This window comes from Variovorax nivicola (genome assembly GCF_051216475.1).
Lineage (GTDB): Bacteria > Pseudomonadota > Gammaproteobacteria > Burkholderiales > Burkholderiaceae_C > Variovorax.
The window spans coordinates 1773965-1788709 of record NZ_JBPJZK010000001.1 but is presented as its reverse complement, the minus strand read 5'-3'; the positions used below and the strand labels follow the sequence as shown (position 1 = coordinate 1788709).

Annotated in this window: 14 protein-coding genes and 1 pseudogene; 7 read left to right on the top strand and 8 right to left on the bottom strand. The window is 60.6% G+C overall.

What is annotated here, in order from left to right; genetic code table 11:
- Nucleotides 1-457 precede the first annotated feature (457 nt).
- Together ACSFBF_RS08520 and ACSFBF_RS08515 are read left to right on the top strand one after the other, a co-directional pair.
- Nucleotides 458-1093 carry a class I SAM-dependent methyltransferase gene (locus tag ACSFBF_RS08520; protein WP_435459437.1) on the top strand — a complete coding sequence of 212 codons (636 nt, stop codon included), beginning with the start codon at nucleotides 458-460 and terminating at the stop codon, nucleotides 1091-1093.
- A 1114-nt stretch (nucleotides 1094-2207) separates the two neighbouring features.
- The gene (locus ACSFBF_RS08515) at nucleotides 2208-2567 is read left to right on the top strand and encodes a type I restriction endonuclease subunit M (protein ID WP_435465861.1); all 360 of its coding nucleotides are present in this window, start codon (nucleotides 2208-2210) and stop codon (nucleotides 2565-2567) included.
- A 59-nt stretch (nucleotides 2568-2626) separates the two neighbouring features.
- Here the strand turns inward: ACSFBF_RS08515 and ACSFBF_RS08510 are convergent, their stop codons facing one another.
- Complete coding sequence (locus ACSFBF_RS08510; protein ID WP_435465860.1) at nucleotides 2627-2932, bottom strand: helix-turn-helix domain-containing protein; 306 nt, start codon at nucleotides 2930-2932, stop codon at nucleotides 2627-2629.
- A 137-nt stretch (nucleotides 2933-3069) separates the two neighbouring features.
- Between ACSFBF_RS08510 and ACSFBF_RS08505 the strand changes: the two genes are divergently transcribed.
- The 4 genes from ACSFBF_RS08505 to ACSFBF_RS08490 all read left to right on the top strand — a co-directional run bounded on the left by ACSFBF_RS08505 (nucleotide 3070) and on the right by ACSFBF_RS08490 (nucleotide 7450).
- On the top strand, nucleotides 3070-4428 hold the full coding sequence (locus ACSFBF_RS08505) for a hypothetical protein (protein WP_435465859.1): 1359 nt from the start codon (nucleotides 3070-3072) through the stop codon (nucleotides 4426-4428).
- 157 nt (nucleotides 4429-4585) lie between these two features.
- The gene (locus ACSFBF_RS08500) at nucleotides 4586-5464 is read left to right on the top strand and encodes a hypothetical protein (protein WP_435465858.1); all 879 of its coding nucleotides are present in this window, start codon (nucleotides 4586-4588) and stop codon (nucleotides 5462-5464) included.
- Between the two features lie 114 nt (nucleotides 5465-5578).
- Nucleotides 5579-6556: a tyrosine-type recombinase/integrase gene (locus ACSFBF_RS08495; protein ID WP_435465857.1), complete on the top strand. Its 978-nt coding sequence runs from the start codon at nucleotides 5579-5581 to the stop codon at nucleotides 6554-6556.
- 207 nt (nucleotides 6557-6763) lie between these two features.
- Nucleotides 6764-7450, top strand: a complete 687-nt coding sequence (locus ACSFBF_RS08490; RefSeq protein WP_435465856.1) for an ImmA/IrrE family metallo-endopeptidase — start codon at nucleotides 6764-6766, stop codon at nucleotides 7448-7450.
- 282 nt (nucleotides 7451-7732) lie between these two features.
- Here the strand turns inward: ACSFBF_RS08490 and ACSFBF_RS08485 are convergent.
- The 5 genes and pseudogenes from ACSFBF_RS08485 to ACSFBF_RS08465 all read right to left on the bottom strand — a co-directional run.
- Nucleotides 7733-7969: pseudogene (locus tag ACSFBF_RS08485) on the bottom strand (site-specific integrase); the annotation flags it as partial.
- Between the two features lie 27 nt (nucleotides 7970-7996).
- Complete coding sequence (locus tag ACSFBF_RS08480) at nucleotides 7997-9064, bottom strand: hypothetical protein (RefSeq protein WP_435465855.1); 1068 nt, start codon at nucleotides 9062-9064, stop codon at nucleotides 7997-7999.
- 21 nt (nucleotides 9065-9085) lie between these two features.
- On the bottom strand, nucleotides 9086-9844 hold the full coding sequence (locus tag ACSFBF_RS08475) for a hypothetical protein (RefSeq protein WP_435465854.1): 759 nt from the start codon (nucleotides 9842-9844) through the stop codon (nucleotides 9086-9088).
- Nucleotides 9845-9848: 4 nt separating this feature from the next.
- Nucleotides 9849-10304, bottom strand: coding sequence for a hypothetical protein (locus ACSFBF_RS08470; RefSeq protein ID WP_435465853.1), 456 nt, complete (start codon nucleotides 10302-10304; stop codon nucleotides 9849-9851).
- Between the two features lie 86 nt (nucleotides 10305-10390).
- Nucleotides 10391-10507: an H-NS family nucleoid-associated regulatory protein gene (locus ACSFBF_RS08465; RefSeq protein WP_435465852.1), complete on the bottom strand. Its 117-nt coding sequence runs from the start codon at nucleotides 10505-10507 to the stop codon at nucleotides 10391-10393.
- Nucleotides 10508-10698: 191 nt separating this feature from the next.
- Between ACSFBF_RS08465 and ACSFBF_RS08460 the strand changes: the two genes are divergently transcribed.
- A complete protein-coding gene (locus ACSFBF_RS08460) occupies nucleotides 10699-11181 on the top strand; it encodes a GreA/GreB family elongation factor (RefSeq protein WP_435465851.1) in 483 nt (160 codons plus the stop codon).
- A 682-nt stretch (nucleotides 11182-11863) separates the two neighbouring features.
- Here ACSFBF_RS08460 and ACSFBF_RS08455 read toward each other — a convergent pair.
- Both ACSFBF_RS08455 and ACSFBF_RS08450 read right to left on the bottom strand, forming a co-directional pair.
- The gene (locus tag ACSFBF_RS08455; RefSeq protein WP_435465850.1) at nucleotides 11864-14116 is read right to left on the bottom strand and encodes a xanthine dehydrogenase family protein molybdopterin-binding subunit; all 2253 of its coding nucleotides are present in this window, start codon (nucleotides 14114-14116) and stop codon (nucleotides 11864-11866) included.
- Nucleotides 14113-14631, bottom strand: a complete 519-nt coding sequence (locus tag ACSFBF_RS08450; protein ID WP_435465849.1) for a (2Fe-2S)-binding protein — start codon at nucleotides 14629-14631, stop codon at nucleotides 14113-14115. Before ACSFBF_RS08450 ends, ACSFBF_RS08455 begins: the two co-directional genes overlap by 4 nt.
- Between the last annotated feature and the right edge of the window lie 114 nt (nucleotides 14632-14745).

The following is a 14745-nucleotide window of genomic DNA, read 5'->3' as shown; positions in this document are numbered from 1 at the left end:
TGCCTGCATGCTCGGCATCCGAAAAACTGATCTGGCTCATCGTTGGCGCTCCTTCATTCAGCATGCGTAATCAACGTTCAGAGCGGCCATCCGTGGACTTGATCAGATGTTCCCTAGATTTTCAGCTGGCGTACGAGGCTAGCGAACGCAAAGCTCGAGTCGATGAAGCGCCGAAGAACGGGCGCTTCCGATACCTGGTTGTTTCGCTCTGGTCCGTCCTACTGATTGGCGCCGCCGCAGTTAGCATCGTCGGCGCCTACAAGCCTGGGCAGGTAGAACACTACGCGGTTCGCGAGCGGATGAGAAAGGGGGCAGATGGGCCATCTGTGCCAGCTGGCGCATCTGCACCGGCTGCATCGCCGGCTGCCAGCGCAGCTCCGACGCTGTCAAATAACAAGCCCCCTCAAGCCTCGACGTCAGCGCCGACCGCTCCGGCTTCTGAGGCGGCCAACGTTAAATGACCAGCGCTGGATCCCCGTGGCTGCGCGAGGTCGTCGAATACTATGACGAACGTGCCGATGTACTGTTTGACAGATACGAATCCGTCCCTTTTGAACGTGTTCATGGGGATCTGCTCAAGCATCTGCCAGCGGCTGGCGGGATGTGTCTGGACATTGGGGCTGGCTCTGGTCGTGATGCGGCCTATTTAGCTCAGCGTGGATGTGTTGTCACCGCCGTCGAGCCAAGCTCGCAGCTGCGAAAACGTGCGTCCTTAGCCCATTCCGGACTACCGATACGTTGGATCGACGATACGCTCCCCCCGTTGCACGAAGTGCTGAAAGGCGGACGCTCAAAATACGACTTTATCCTAGTCAGCGCCGTCTGGATGCACATCCCGCCAGATCGGCGGGAGGAGGCCGTCGAGGTCCTCCGCCAACTGGTCAAGCCGACCGGTATCGTCGTGATCAGCATTCGCAGCACTCGTCTGGAAGATGGACGGATCTTTTTCAGCGCGGAGTCAGGCAGGTTGCCCGAACTGACAGCGGGAGGGGGCTTCCAAGTTTCGATGATCGCTTCGCCCAACAATGATGTCTATGGTCGAGAGGTCCACTGGACCAAGTACCTGCTCTTCCCTCGTGGGCCGATTACCTGAGGATTGGATTGGTGGTGGTCTCAAGGGCGATCGCGTATCGTCTGAACTGCTGGAGTGGCACCCGCAGCGGTTGCTTCGCCTTGAAGGCCCAATGCCTCTTTGCGGCAATCGCCGCATAGATATCGGAGGTGGGCATCGGACGGATCGTCTCCCGCAGACCGACACAGACGCTGCACCCGATCATTGAATCGCCGGCAAGCATTGTGCCCGCCCGTCTGCTCGTATTCGACGGCTGTGTCGATCTCTTCCAGGTTGGAAAGCGCAGTAGGGGTACAAAAGGGGGTACAAAAGTCTTTTCGAATTGACTAAAGCGAGCATTCATGCGGGCTACCAGCCATCTTTAGATCGGTTTCACACGACCAGTATTGACGGGGGTTAGCAGCGTAGTAGTTGCTAACCCCTTTGTCATTTTTACTGCCCGTGCCCTTCCGGTGCCCTAAATCGCGCTGGTCCAGTGATGTGCATGGGTGCCCGAGTTGACCTGGGCTGCATCGATCGGCTTGCGTGCACTGCAGCCTGTTTAGGTCTCGCCGAAGTGGCCCGCCCATGTCTGAGCAAATTGCCCTTGTTGCACCGGCGTGCTAGCCAGCAGAGGGCGCTAATAGCGAGGTTTGGCGCATTGGCCTCCTTCTCCTCCAAACTCAAGCCCCAGTAACAGCCCCTGTTACTGGGGCTTTTTGCTTGGGACGCCACTTTGCCGCGGCCGTACGCTGGGCTACCCATGTTTTTGCCCACATTTAGTTGAGCGCTGCCACTCGTCGTCCTTGGTGTCCATTAGGCCTAGCTCGATGCCGTAGCCGGGTTGCCGTCCCTCGATTTACAGCATCGAACTCAGGGGGTGAATCCGGGAAATATGTCCAGTATTGGACAAAAAGTCCAAATTTGGTGTAAAATTGGTTTACGGGTGTAGGCCTGCCGGCGAAAGCTAGGCTAGCCGCTACCCGCATCAGGTAGCCCCGCTGCCTGCAGCAAGCAGCCGCAATAGGCGCCGGTTTTCCCGGTGGCCACTGCGGCCGTTTTTCTTCCCGTAAACCCTGCGCCCCTCAAGCACGCACACCTCGCCCCGCAGGCCAGGTGCGCCGCCGCATGGGCGCGTCACTTTGAGCACTCAACCATGAAGAACTTTCTGTACGGCTACATCAACCCCGACAGCGAGCCGCGTTTCGCGCTTGGCCGCGTTGTCGCCACACCTGGCGCCATCGAACTCATGCAGCGAACGGAGACCAACCCGTTCGCGCTCTTGGGCCGTCATGTCACCGGCGACTGGGGTGAGTGCGATCCAGAAGACGCGCAGACCAACGAAGACGCTGTCACCCACGGTTCGCGCGTGCTCTCTGTTTATCGCCTTCCGCTGAGAGCGGCAGGCGAGAAGGGCGACGTGCCGATCCAAGCAGATCTGAGCGGCGATCGTATTTGGCTGATCACCGAAGCAGATCGCAGCGTCACAACACTGCTGCTCCCAGAGGAGTACTAGCTCGAGGCCTGCCACCGTCGTTTGATGGGCTGGCACGCCGATAGGCGCAAGCAGAGCAGCTAGCTGGAACGGCGGACGCGCTTGATCGCTCGCTTGGGCAGCGGTTCCATCAATTGGGAGACGGAGATATCGAGCCCTCCGGCTAATCGCCAGATGTTGAAGAGCGACAAGTTGCGCTCACCGCGTTCAACGGAACCAACGTAGTTCGGGTGTAAGCCAGACAACTCTGCGAGTTGCTCGATTGTGATGAGGCGGTTGTGACGCACGGCTCGCAGGTGCTCGCCAAAGGTCTGCTGCAGACGCTCCAGCTCTTTGCTGGACGCAGGGTCCAACGGCTGGGGCTTGTTTGCAACGACTCGGGGCATGCGCCCAAGTTTTCAGTCTTCCACACTAAGAGTACACAAACTATCCGTTTTGTTATGAGACGGCTTCTGGCAAACTAAATGAAAACCAAACGTAAAGTGTGTTCGCGCACTCAATCCTTTTTTCTTCTGGAGCTTTGATGACCACGGTAGATGCAAGACCGAAACGTGATTCGGTCACCGAAATTTTGAGCATGGCCAAGCGCCGGCTGTGTGTAGCCCCTCTAGTCGTTCTAGTGACTGCCTTGCTGGCTGCCTGCGGCCCCGAAGCTCCAGCCTGCAACGATCCCAAGGTGACCAGCATGATCCTTGAGATGGTGGGTAAGGCTCACGACGCCCACCTCAAGCAGTACCCGTCGAAAAGCAAGGATCTAGCCTCCTTCACGCTCGAAACGCCAACGGTGACGGCCTACGACGACAAGCTCAAGCTGCGCAGCTGCAAGACCACCTTCGTCATGCAAATTCAGCCCGACAGGGTGGCGCAGATGAACGAGTTCATCTCCAACCCGAATCCCAGCTTGTTCGGTGCTCTTGCGATGCTTTCGGGGCGGCGAGATGCGCTGTACCCCGACATCGTCCGCAATGAAGTGCTCTATCTCCAACAGCGCAACGCGGTCCCGCTGACTCAGGAGCCTATACGCAAATCCCTGACCTACCAGGTTCAAAAGGAGGAGGGTAGCAACGAGTATGTGGCCAGCACCAACGTGGATGTCGACGGCTCGATCCAGTACTTGCGCGTGGCGGCCTTCACGGATCAACGAGCCAAGAGCAATGCTGAATCAAAAGCCCAGGCGGCCAAAGAGCAGCAGCAAAAGCAAATAGAGATCGACCGACTGGCCGCCACTGGCAACTGGCGAAGGGCGGTCACCATCGATGGCTTCAAGTGGGAAAAGGACCCCGAATTTTGCCGTCGGCAAGACGCTTTCTGCTTTGTTGGGCAGGCCGATGACCTCATGGGCAGCGTGCTGTACATGATCAAGGCCGGACCGAACACGACCGACGAATCTCGTGAGAAGACCCGCAGCAACCTGACTGCTGGTGCGCGTGTGTGCTTGATCGGGCTGAAGAAGACCTCAGATGCCGACGTGTTCGCGTACTCAGTGTGGTCCACGCTGCGTGATGACAAGGGCCAGTTGGAAGACTGCCGCCCGGGCGCGGCCGAAGCCGAAGCTGCGGCCAAGGTAAAGGGGGTAGCGGTTCAGCCTGTGCCGTCCGCCCCATCAGCCTCCACTCTTCCGGCACCCGTTGCAGCACCCGCGGGGACGGGGCCAGAAAGCGTGATGTCGCTGATCACCAAGTACGAGGCCTGTGGTGACGAAGCCGTGTGCCTGCATACCGGTAAGGGCAACACGGTCTGGATGCAGGCCGGGCAAATGCGCCGCATGGACTACGCATTGCTCGACCGAACCATCAGCAGCAAGACGCCGGTGTGCTTGCGTGAGCTCGTGCGCACCGAAGGCAAGAACTTCACGGCCGAGAGCCTGGACAGCCAGTGCTGAAGGCGATGTTCATGACGTAGCGACAGCGCGTCGCTGACCACAGCCCTTCGCGAAGGCGCCGTGCTGGCCACCAAGGCCGGTCCGGCGCCTTTGCTGTTTCTTCTCCTTCTCTTTTTCCCGCCGTGCGTGCTTGCGCGCGGCGTCACAGGTAACCCCAATGAATGTTCTTCACACGCCCGCCGACAGCGGGCCGACCACGGCTGTCCGCTTGATCGGGATCGGGGCCTCGGGCCGGCGCTTTGTTCAGCAGTTTCACGCCCGCATCGATGCACCACTGCATACGCCGCTGGCGGATCTTCTGAAGCAGCAGCCGGTCTACCTCGAGGTCGACAAAGGCGAAGTCGATGCCCTGGTCGAGCAGGTCGACCTCAAGGACGCGTGCATCCTGTGCATGGCCTTTGGCTTTGACGTCACACCCGCCGAGATCGAAGCGGCCATGCTGCTGGTCTGGCGCATGTGGGGCCAGGATGTCCATGTCATTGGCATCGTGCTCGAAGCCCACAATCATCCACCGCCGGAGAGCGAGTCGATGCTCGGCATCCTCTGCGAGTCGATCGATGCGCGCATTGATATCGCGAGCCTAAGCGAGCCCGCCGAGCTGGCGCCCTTGCAATGGTTTTATGTGGCGCTGCAGCGCTCGGTGCTGGAGGGCTTGTCGGCCCTGGAGGCCGCTTGGGACCACTCGGATGTCGTTGAAACCCTGGACTTCGGCCAGGTGCAGTTGGAACTCTTTACGCAGCCGCTGGACGAGCCCGCGCAGTTGGATGCGGCGATGGTGGCGGTTCTGGAGGAGCTCAGGCATCGCGGGGTCTGGCTTGAGCAGGCACTGGGCGCGGTCCTAGTGTTGTGGGTGCCTTCGGAGTACCAGCTCACCGTGCGCGTGGTGCGCGGGTTGGGGCGCAGCCTGGGCGAGGCGCTGGGGGCGGGCGCGATGCACCTGACCATCCGGCTGCGCAGTCGGCCGGCCGTGGGAGGCCTGACTGCGTATCTGACGGTGGTGGTGAGCACGGCGCGAGCACACACGCGTCTCCAGTAGATCACCTTGCACCTTGGCCATGGGCATTCCCATGGCTTCTCTAGACAACGCCCGCTGACGCGGGCGTTGCTCATTCTCAAGAACCAAGAACATTAACTCAAAGCGAGCAATACCATGAAGAAGGTTCGGATCGATTCGTCAAAGGGCGCGTCCGTTGCGCGCAAGTCTGCGACGGCCAATGCCAAGTTCAACCACTACGTCGTCAGTTCGGTGGCCGAGAGCACGCGGCGGGCCTATGCCGGAGACCTGAGGCATTTCCGGAACTGGGGTGGGAGGATCCCTGCCACGCCGGCCATGGTGGCGCGGTATCTGGCGGCCTTCGCTGGCAAGGTCAAAGCGAGCACGTTGAACCGGAGGTTGGCTGCAATTGCCAGCGCGCACACGACCATTGGCAAGCCGTCGCCCACGCGAGCGGAACTGGTACAGACCACCATGCGGGGGATCCGACGGGTGCATGGCTCGGCGCAAAGGCAAGCCAAGCCCATCAGCATCGAGATGCTGCGAGTGCTCGCCAAGCCGCAGAGGCAACTAGACCCTGTGCGGGATCTGCGAGATCGGACAGTGCTGGTGGTGGGATTTGCGGGAGGGTTTCGGAGGTCGGAACTGGCGAGGCTGAAGCTCGAGAACCTCGTCTTCGATGCCGAGGGCGTGACAGTGACGTTGGTGCGCTCGAAGACCGATCAGCAGGGCAAGGGCAGGGTGGTGGCGCTGCCACATGGGCCGGGGCGGATGTGCCCGGTCAAGCTATTACAGGCCTGGATTCAGCGGCTGCGTGGGCTGGGGCGCGAGGAGGAAATGGAAGCGATGCCGCTCTTTCGGAGGGTCGATCGATATGGACGCCCAGGAAACGGGTTGGGCGGGGCGGCAGTTGGTGGTGTGGTGCGGCGACGGATGCGCGACTGCGGGCTCGATCCGAATGGGTTCTCGGCGCACAGTCTGCGCTCGGGTTTGGTGACCGCCGCGGCAAGGGCTGGTGTACCGACGTGGGCTATTCAGCGGCAGACTGGCCATCGCTCAGAGAGTACTGTGCATCGCTATATCAGGGGGCTTTCGCCGTTCGAGCGAAATGCGTTCAAGTCGATCGCGAATTGAAGATCCGTGCGCCGGCGGGTCGATTCCACCCCAGCCGCCAGGTCCCCCTTCGTGTACGAGGTTGGCGCTTTGCCTGCACTTCAGTCGGTACGGCCTCTGAAGTGAAATGTTTGCAAAAACACTAGATGTAGCGTATCTTGTATGTCGAAGACGCTACCTATAGCGTCTTGGAGGTCTTGTAGCCAGCTTGGGCCAGCGAGGTGCACGATGAACAAAGTCGCGATTGAGAAAGAAGCGCGTCGACTCCAAACCGAAATCTGGAGTCGCCGGGACGTGCGCTACCCGCTTGGCGTGCCCGACATCCCCACACTGTTCGATCCACGGAATGTGGCCGACCACTGCGATCTCTACTTTGATGTGCGCGACAGGCTCGACACCGACTACCACGGAGGAGGCGAGGCTGCAGGTCTTTGGCAGCGAGACCGTTCGACCATCCTCGTATCGAGAAGGTTCTCCTTTGAGATCCAACGCTTCACTGCAGCGCATGAGATCGGGCATTTCATCCTTCATCCGGCGATCGGGGATCGAACACTTCACCGGGAAATGCCGGTAGATGGACCCCGCAGCGGTAGGCCACTGCTTGAGCAGGAGGCCGACTACTTCGCCGCATGCCTACTCATGCCCCGGAAGGCAGTAATCGCTGCATTCGAGGCTCGGTTCACAAAGCAACCGATCGTGCTCACGGAGACGGTGGCTTACCACCTGAAGGTGGACACAGGATTGATGTTTTCACAGCCCCGAGGGTCGTTGCTGTTTGCCGAGGCGGTGGCGCGCGCGCAGCAGTTCGATCGGCTTCGATTCAAGTCGCTAGCGCAATACTTCGGTGTCTCTGCGCGTGCGATGGCAATTCGATTGGATGAACTGGACCTGGTCGCACCATATCTACACGCCTAGCTCGCGAATTAAACCGATCGGCGTTGCTGATTCCGTGAGTGTCTTCTCGACAGGAAGGCTTGCCAGGAATGTGGAGGGAATGAGGTGAAGCGGAGCGCAGACGGTTCATCTGTCGCTGGTTTGCGTAGCAATTGCGAATCGATCGGGTGCTTGCCAAGGCTGTTGCAGGCCAGAGTCACCGAAGCCCGCTTTAGACTGGTTGCGGTCAGTCGGTGCGGCCCGCTGAATGTCTGCTTTGCGCCGCAATCGAGGCATCCGGTAGCGCATCGATATGCCTCCGGGCGTGAACTCGAACTGCACTGGACGCTGCGTCTTGTGCTGCATCACTGTTGCCCGTGGGGCAACTTGCTCTCCGTGGCAGACGTCCCCGACCTTCAGGCTAACAAGATCGCAGCCTCGTAACTTGCTGTCCAGACCCAAGTTGAAGAGAGCGAGCTCGCGCACTCGGCCCTCCAGTTGCAGCCGCACTCGCAGCGCCCAAATGTCCTTGAGCTTGAAGGGTACCTTCTGGCCGATCATCTTGCCCTTGTTCCAGGGTACTTCTGTTTAGTCGTTGGCATGATGGCCCGCATACCCGTCGCAGTGTTCGCAGCCTGTGACATAGGTGTGGTCGGTGTCGCCAGTCATTGGGTCGTTGCACCACTGACATTGGCCCACTGCGTCGAAGTAGGCGAAGCAGTTGGTGCAGAGGTAGCCGCCTTCATATTCGCATACGGTGTGATAGCCCTGACACTCGTCGCAGTTGGCTGGGGTGTCGGCATCAAGGCCGTCCTTTGTGCCGCGAAAACTGTTTTGATCGAGCAGCTCAAAGATTTCGCTTTCGCCTGAGACTTCGCAGTCGCATTCCGTGCAAGAGAACCCGTCGTAAGGTTCCATGTGCTGGTCGGAGTCGCCACAATCTGGGCAATCTATCTGAAGCTGCTTACCGCTGTGGAAACATACCATGCAGTGGTGAGAGGTCAGGCGAGGGGCTTCCTCTTCAGCTTGGTAGGCGTTTGTATGGCAGCGGGGGCAATCTTCAAAGGTCGCTCCACCTTGCTTCATGCCCTCAATCTTCGGCTTCAGGTCTTCGTACTTGGCCTTCGCATAGTGATTGTTGGCGATCAGCGTTCGCTCCATTCGCTGGAATTCGCTTGCAAACGGTTTGAATTCTTCACGCCAGGTGTCAGCTACGAATCTGTTCAATTCAAACCAGGCGGTTGCTTGCTCTAGCTTAATCTCGTTACGCTGCTTGCCATTGAGCCCACTGTGATAGAAATGCACCATACGGTTGCGGTGCTGGCGCACTTTGTCAAACGCATCTCTCGCGCTTTTTTGAAGAGGCTTTTTTAGCGTCTTGGACAGAAGCGAACATGCCTCTTCAAAAGATACAGAAACAAAGTCACCTGAGTCATATTTTTGTCGGTCTGGTTCGCGCCCAGCGATGACCAGAGTCCAATGATCCAATACGAGTGGAGCCTTGAGAAAAATCTCTACTGCCGTGTAGAAATTGATGACCGAGTGCTTCGGATCGCTGTCAAGCTGAGACATAGCCTTCTCAAGAAAGTCAATGCCATTGCGCACCAAGTTCTCAAAGTCTGTCGTAGGTGCTTTCTTCGCTACGGGTTTGGTCATTCTTCTGGCTCCCTGAATCTCTTACCACTGAAACCTGATCATACTTATCGGCATGCTATTAGAGGCTGTGGCAATGCTTGGCGGTCGGGAGACTAATTCCGCGTCTAGGAGCGCTTGCTGAAGCTCCAGTTTCGCTGCCACGGTGCCTAGGGTCGGTGGAGCGTGACCGGGAAACAGGTTCAGAAACACAGCCTGCGAGCGAAGCTCAAAGTAGAAGCCTCCAATGTGCCCGTCGTTGATCAGCGGAATCATGACGATCTCGCTAGGCTGGTGCAATGTTTCCTTTGCCGGGAAGAGGAAGTGAGCGCCCATTTGGTGGCTGAAGGGCAGCCTTCCAAACGCCACATCGATGAGGTAGGGGGAGGGCAGACCCGGCACAGAACCGTTCATACCGACACCGATGTGCAAATTCCCTCGGTAGGAAAGGTTGATGGCGGTCTTGAGCAGCCAGCGTTCTAACTTGTGGCCGTCGACGTTGTTGTTGCCAAGCGGGTCGTCTTTGGTTGGCGGTGCTGAGCGCTGGAAGAGGCCAATAGCTTTCTTGGCTTCTGCGTCTGTTTCTGACAAGGCCGAGTTGTGGGTCTTGCAGAGGATTTGCCTCTCAAGCCCGTTGACCCCTATGGACTTGGTCTCACCATTGCACCAGTCAAAGCCTGAAACGTGGACAACCCCTGCGGGGAACAGGCACTTGGACACGATGTGTTCGGCTGACGGTCCTTCGCCGCATCCACCACAGGCAGCAGCCCAGCACTTGAACTTGCGATTCTGAGGATTGTTCATGGTGTCAGCGTCGCTTGCCATGCCCGAAACTGCCAGGCAGCATGAGGCGAGAGTCCATCAGATCGTGGCTTCCCTTTGGCTTCGCGACCTTCTTGGAGGGCTTTGTTGGGGCAGTCTTGACGGTAATGGGCTTGGAGAGGGCCTGCTTTGCTGCCTTGGCTACTTGCTCGGGCGTGGCCTTCTTGAACTTGCGCGGCTTCGTCTCCGTGAGCACGAAGTTGAGCTTGGGGCGAAGTGAGAAGATGAGGTCGGTGGCATGCACGCTGCCTTCCACGAGGGTCAGCAGGTGGTTGAGGTAGTTGAAGTCGCCGTGCTTGGCGGCATGCTCTGTAGCCATCTGCACAGACAGGTTGTATGTGCCTGATTGGCAGAGCTTCTTGAGATCAATGAAGGCACTGATCTTCGGATCGGTCACGGTGCTTATGAACTTGCGAAGTTCGGCAATCCTCTTCTCATCCATGCTTTTGCTTCCCCCTTGCAAGCATTGTTGCCGCCCAGATGAAAAAAAGCACCACAAGGTTGCTTTTTTAACTGATCAAGTGCTGGTTACTTGACGCGGTACTTCTCGATGTCGTCGCCGGCTGCTTGAGCTTCAACGAGCCACTTGGGCTTGCGGCCCCGTGCGGCACCAGACCAAGCTTCCGTGTCGCTCTTCTTGTACATGACGGTGGCTTCCACCACAGCTGGAGGCAGTGGATGGGCAACATCGTCTCGATGGGGAACGGCGGTCAACCCAACTTCCGCTATGGGCGCCCATAGCTGAAGCTAACCTGCAGCCAACAGAAGCGTCGAAGGCTTCTGGAGCCCTTCATAATCAAAACCCGCCCCCTTGTTCGAGATACCGACCTTTCGTCATGGATAAATTCTTGCTGCAACAGCAGGTGCTGGAACGGCTCGCCGAAGACCTGCTGCAAGCCGAACAGGCAATGCGGGCAGCTCATGAAACGGCGACTCACGAAGAAAACATCGCCGAAAACAAATACGACACATTGGGACTCGAAGCCGCCTACCTGGCCACCGGCCAAGCTCGGCGCGCCGAAGCCATTCGCCAGGCGATGGCCAATTGGCGCCGATTCCGCCCGCGGCCCTACGACGCCATCAAAGGCATACAACTCGGCTCGCTGGTCTGCCTGGTCGATTCCGACGACAAGCAGCAACAGCTCTTTCTTGGTCCGGATGGGGGCAGCATGAAGTTGGTCAGCGGCGCTCAGCTTGTTCAGGTCATCAGCAGCGAAGCCCCTTTGGCCAGGGCAATGCTGGGCAAAGGCGAGGGGGATGAGGTGTCGATACAGGTCGCTCCAATCCGACAGCAGTTTGAGGTGCTGCGGGTTCTTTAAGCCGCAAGCAAGTTCACGCCGAATTGGCCAAGGTCAGCGGACGTGCAGGCGTCGTGCGTACCGGCTGGCTAGCAGGGTCAGCAGTACCTAAAACCGGCCACTGGGTCGATATGACCCTGGCGCATGAATGACCGCTGCGTGGCCAAGACCGTGAACTCAGGAGGCCGACATCACCGGCAGCAACCGCTGCATTCCAGACGTCCATGACGGTTCGCATCGGTGATGCGGCGAAAAAAACTAGGCATGTGCCGGATGACCTAGAGCCCGGATATATGCAGTGGCTGCCCAACCGCCGATAAGGGGGTATTTACGTACCTTTGGTTATCGTCGGTTGGTCGGTGGCACTGGGCGCGGGGCATTACCGCGCAGGCGCCTGGCCTCAGCGCCCGCGCCAAAACCGCTACCAACAGAACAGGGTCGCGCTGCCCTCAATCTCGAGCGGCCGCATATCGAGGGTGTCGTAGTTGGCGAACGGCGTTACGGATTCGTAAGGTCAGTTCAATCTGTGGGTGGCGCGTAAGAGGCTAATAGCGGAAATGGAAACGCCCTCCGCGCGGTTCCGCTGCCTGCCAGCGTGCCTTTTGGAAAAGTAGTGCTTCACCGATTGGAGAGTCTCAGTAGCTGAGCCGACCAGCCTTCCGCTTCTCGTGACATGTCGATATGGCACTGCATGAGTGGCGTTTTAAGTAAGCGCAAGTTCGGTCTTGACCCGCTTCGGTGTCATCGGCAGATCGCGGATGCGGCGTCCGGTTGCGTTGGCAAAAGCATTCCCCACCGCTGCCGCAGCCGGCCCTAGCGCCCCTTCGCCCGCGCCCAGCGAGGGCTCGTGTGGCCGGTCGATCATCGTGAGCTCGATCTTGGGCACCTCGGTGAAGCTCATCACTGGGTAGTCGGTCCAGGCGCGGGTGAGGACCCGTTCGCGGTCGAAGCGGACCTGCTCCTTCACGGTCCAGCTGATGCTCTGCAGGATGCCGCCCTCGATCTGGTTCGCCACGCCGTCCGGGTTCACGATGCGCCCGGTGTCGATCACCGCCACCACGCGCGGCACGCGCACGATGCCGGTGGCGCGGTCGACCTCGATGTCCGCCACCACCGCGGCATAGGTCTGCATGTTCTTGTAGCGCGAATAGGCAAAGCCGCGTCCGCGCAGCACGCCGCTGCCGTCGTCACCCGTCCGGTTGGCAGCGCTCGACCAGCCGGCCCGTCGTACTGCCTCCTCGATCACATGGCGCGCTCGCGGATCGCGTAGGTGATCGAGGCGAAACTGTGCCGCGTCGGCACCGGCCAGCGCGGCCAGTTCGTCCATGAACGACTCGATCGCATACACGTTGCCGTGCGCGCCCAGCGTGCGCACCGAGCTGTTGCGCAGCGGCGCATCGAGCAGCAGGTGATTGACGATGCGGCGGCGCGGAAGGTCGTACTCGGGCAACGCGTTGCGGTCGCCGTCTCCGAAGGGCTGTGGAATGCGCAGTGGCTGCGACGGCCCGTACGCGGACGACATGTGCCAAGCCGACAGCAGGTTGATGCCGCCCGGCTGACCCGGACGCATGGCGTGCGAGTTGCTCCACACCTCATAGTTCCAGTCGGCGATGCGGTTGTCTGCGCCCAGCGTAGCGCTCAGGCTGATGGCCATCGCGGGACCGAACGGCGCCGAGGCGAACTCGTCGTCGCGCATCCATTGCAGCTTGACCGGACGGCCCTTGATGGCCCGCGCCAGCAGCGCAGCGTCGAGCGCCACGTCGTCGGCGCCGTTGTGGCCGTAGCAGCCCGAGCCGGGCATGTGGATCACATCGACCTGCGCCTCGGGCATCTGCAGCACGGTCGCGAGGTCGCTGCGCAGCGGAAAGGCGCCCTGGGTGTGCGACCAGACCCGCATGTGCTCGCCCTCCAGCACGGCCACGGCGCACGACGGGCCCACGCTGCCGTGCGAGATGTAGGGCCGGCTGTACGACGCGCTCAAGTGCCGGCCTTCGGGGGCGGGGCGATCCTGGCCGGCGCTGCCGATCACGCTGTCCTCACGCCGCAGGGCACGCAAGGCGTCGGGGAGGGCGGCGGAGTCGGGCAACGCCGGCAAGGTGCCACCCCAACGCGCGGAGGCGTGCAGCGCGGCACGGGCGCGCACCGCCTGTTCCTCGCGCTCGGCCACCACCCCCAGGAAGTTGCCGTGGCGCACCACCACGAGCACGCCGGGCAGGCGGCGCGCGGCGGCCTCGTCGAAAGCCTCGAGCATCAGGCCCGAGCGCGGCGGTAGCACCACGCGGCCGAAGGCCATGCCAGGCAGGCGCAGGTCCTGCACGAAGGCCGCAGCACCCGAAAGCTTGCCCGGTAGGTCGATGCGCGGCATGGGCTTGCCGACCAGGGTGTAGGCATCGGGGTCTTTAGGGCGCGTCGTGCCGGCCAGCGTGCGCCGCAGCGCATCGGGTCCGCGACTGGCAATCTGCCAGTAGGTGATCTGCGAGCCCTTCGCGCCGGTGATGGTGCCGTCGCGAACGCCGAGCGCCCCGACCGGTTCGCCCAGCGCCTGCGACGCAGCGGCCAGCAGCACGCCGCGAGCCTCGGCACCGGCGCGTCGCAGTGCGTCGCCGCTGAGTTCGATTGATTGACTGCCGTAGGTGTAGCGCTCGTCGGGGCTGTCGATGGTGCTGGCACCACTGATGCTGATGCGTCCGGGCGCCACATCGAGCTCCTCGGCCACGATCTGCGACAGCGCGGTCAGGATGCCCTGCCCGAGCTCGGCCTTGCCGCTGAACACCGTCACCGTGCCATCGGGCTGGATGCGCAGCCAGGATTCGAGCCGCGGATTGGCCTTGAGGCTGCCGGGCAGAGCGGTGACCACCTGCGCCTGCGCGAAAGGCTCGCGCATCGAGAACGCGATGACGATGCCTCCGAGCAGTCGCCCCGCCGCGCGGCGCGTGAGCATCGCGGTGCCGCTCATTGCGCGCTCCCGGCGTGAACGAGGGCGTTGCCGCGCGCCGCGCGCAGCACCGCCTTGACGATGCGGTTCTGCGTGCCGCAGCGACAGATGTGGCCGTCGAGCGCGCTGCGGATCTCCGCTTCGCCCGGCTGCGGCGTGCGGTCGAGCAGCGCCTTGGCCGCGACGATCATGCCGCTCGTGCAGTAGCCGCACTGCGCGGCCTGTTCGTCGAGGAAGGCCTGCTGCAGCGGATGCAGCGACACCGGCGAATTTGGCCCCGCCTTGACAGCGTCTCCGACGAGCCCTTCGAGGGTCGTGAGCCGGCCCTTGCCGATGGCCGACACGGGCATCACGCACGAGCGCAACTCCTGTCCGTCGAGCAGCACGGCGCAGCTGCCGCACTGAGCGGCTCCGCAGCCGAATTTCGGGCTGTTGAGCCCGAGGTCGTTGCGCAGGATGTAAAGCAGCGGCGCGTCAGGTTCGCATCGAACGGAGTGCGAAGCACCATTGACGTCGAGAAGAAAGTTTTGCGGCATGGGGATGTCTTGTTTTGATTGAATTATCAAGTAATTTGTGAATTTATACTTGATTAATCAAATAGATGCGCGCGTAAACCCGAATGCCTTGCCGCATCTCGACCCGAGTGACAA

Excerpts from the sequence above, each read along its gene's own strand:
- ACSFBF_RS08475 (WP_435465854.1), bottom strand. The coding sequence starts at position 9,844 with ATGAACAATCCTCAGAATCGCAAGTTCAAGTGCTGGGCTGCTGCCTGT.
- ACSFBF_RS08500 (WP_435465858.1), top strand. The coding sequence starts at position 4,586 with ATGAATGTTCTTCACACGCCCGCCGACAGCGGGCCGACCACGGCTGTC.
- ACSFBF_RS08520 (WP_435459437.1), top strand. The coding sequence starts at position 458 with ATGACCAGCGCTGGATCCCCGTGGCTGCGCGAGGTCGTCGAATACTAT.
- ACSFBF_RS08460 (WP_435465851.1), top strand. The coding sequence starts at position 10,699 with ATGGATAAATTCTTGCTGCAACAGCAGGTGCTGGAACGGCTCGCCGAA.
- ACSFBF_RS08455 (WP_435465850.1), bottom strand. The coding sequence starts at position 14,116 with ATGAGCGGCACCGCGATGCTCACGCGCCGCGCGGCGGGGCGACTGCTC.
- ACSFBF_RS08495 (WP_435465857.1), top strand. The coding sequence starts at position 5,579 with ATGAAGAAGGTTCGGATCGATTCGTCAAAGGGCGCGTCCGTTGCGCGC.
- ACSFBF_RS08490 (WP_435465856.1), top strand. The coding sequence starts at position 6,764 with ATGAACAAAGTCGCGATTGAGAAAGAAGCGCGTCGACTCCAAACCGAA.
- ACSFBF_RS08505 (WP_435465859.1), top strand. The coding sequence starts at position 3,070 with ATGACCACGGTAGATGCAAGACCGAAACGTGATTCGGTCACCGAAATT.
- ACSFBF_RS08470 (WP_435465853.1), bottom strand. The coding sequence starts at position 10,304 with ATGGATGAGAAGAGGATTGCCGAACTTCGCAAGTTCATAAGCACCGTG.
- ACSFBF_RS08510 (WP_435465860.1), bottom strand. The coding sequence starts at position 2,932 with ATGCCCCGAGTCGTTGCAAACAAGCCCCAGCCGTTGGACCCTGCGTCC.
- ACSFBF_RS08515 (WP_435465861.1), top strand. The coding sequence starts at position 2,208 with ATGAAGAACTTTCTGTACGGCTACATCAACCCCGACAGCGAGCCGCGT.
- ACSFBF_RS08450 (WP_435465849.1), bottom strand. The coding sequence starts at position 14,631 with ATGCCGCAAAACTTTCTTCTCGACGTCAATGGTGCTTCGCACTCCGTT.
- ACSFBF_RS08465 (WP_435465852.1), bottom strand. The coding sequence starts at position 10,507 with ATGTACAAGAAGAGCGACACGGAAGCTTGGTCTGGTGCCGCACGGGGC.
- ACSFBF_RS08480 (WP_435465855.1), bottom strand. The coding sequence starts at position 9,064 with ATGACCAAACCCGTAGCGAAGAAAGCACCTACGACAGACTTTGAGAAC.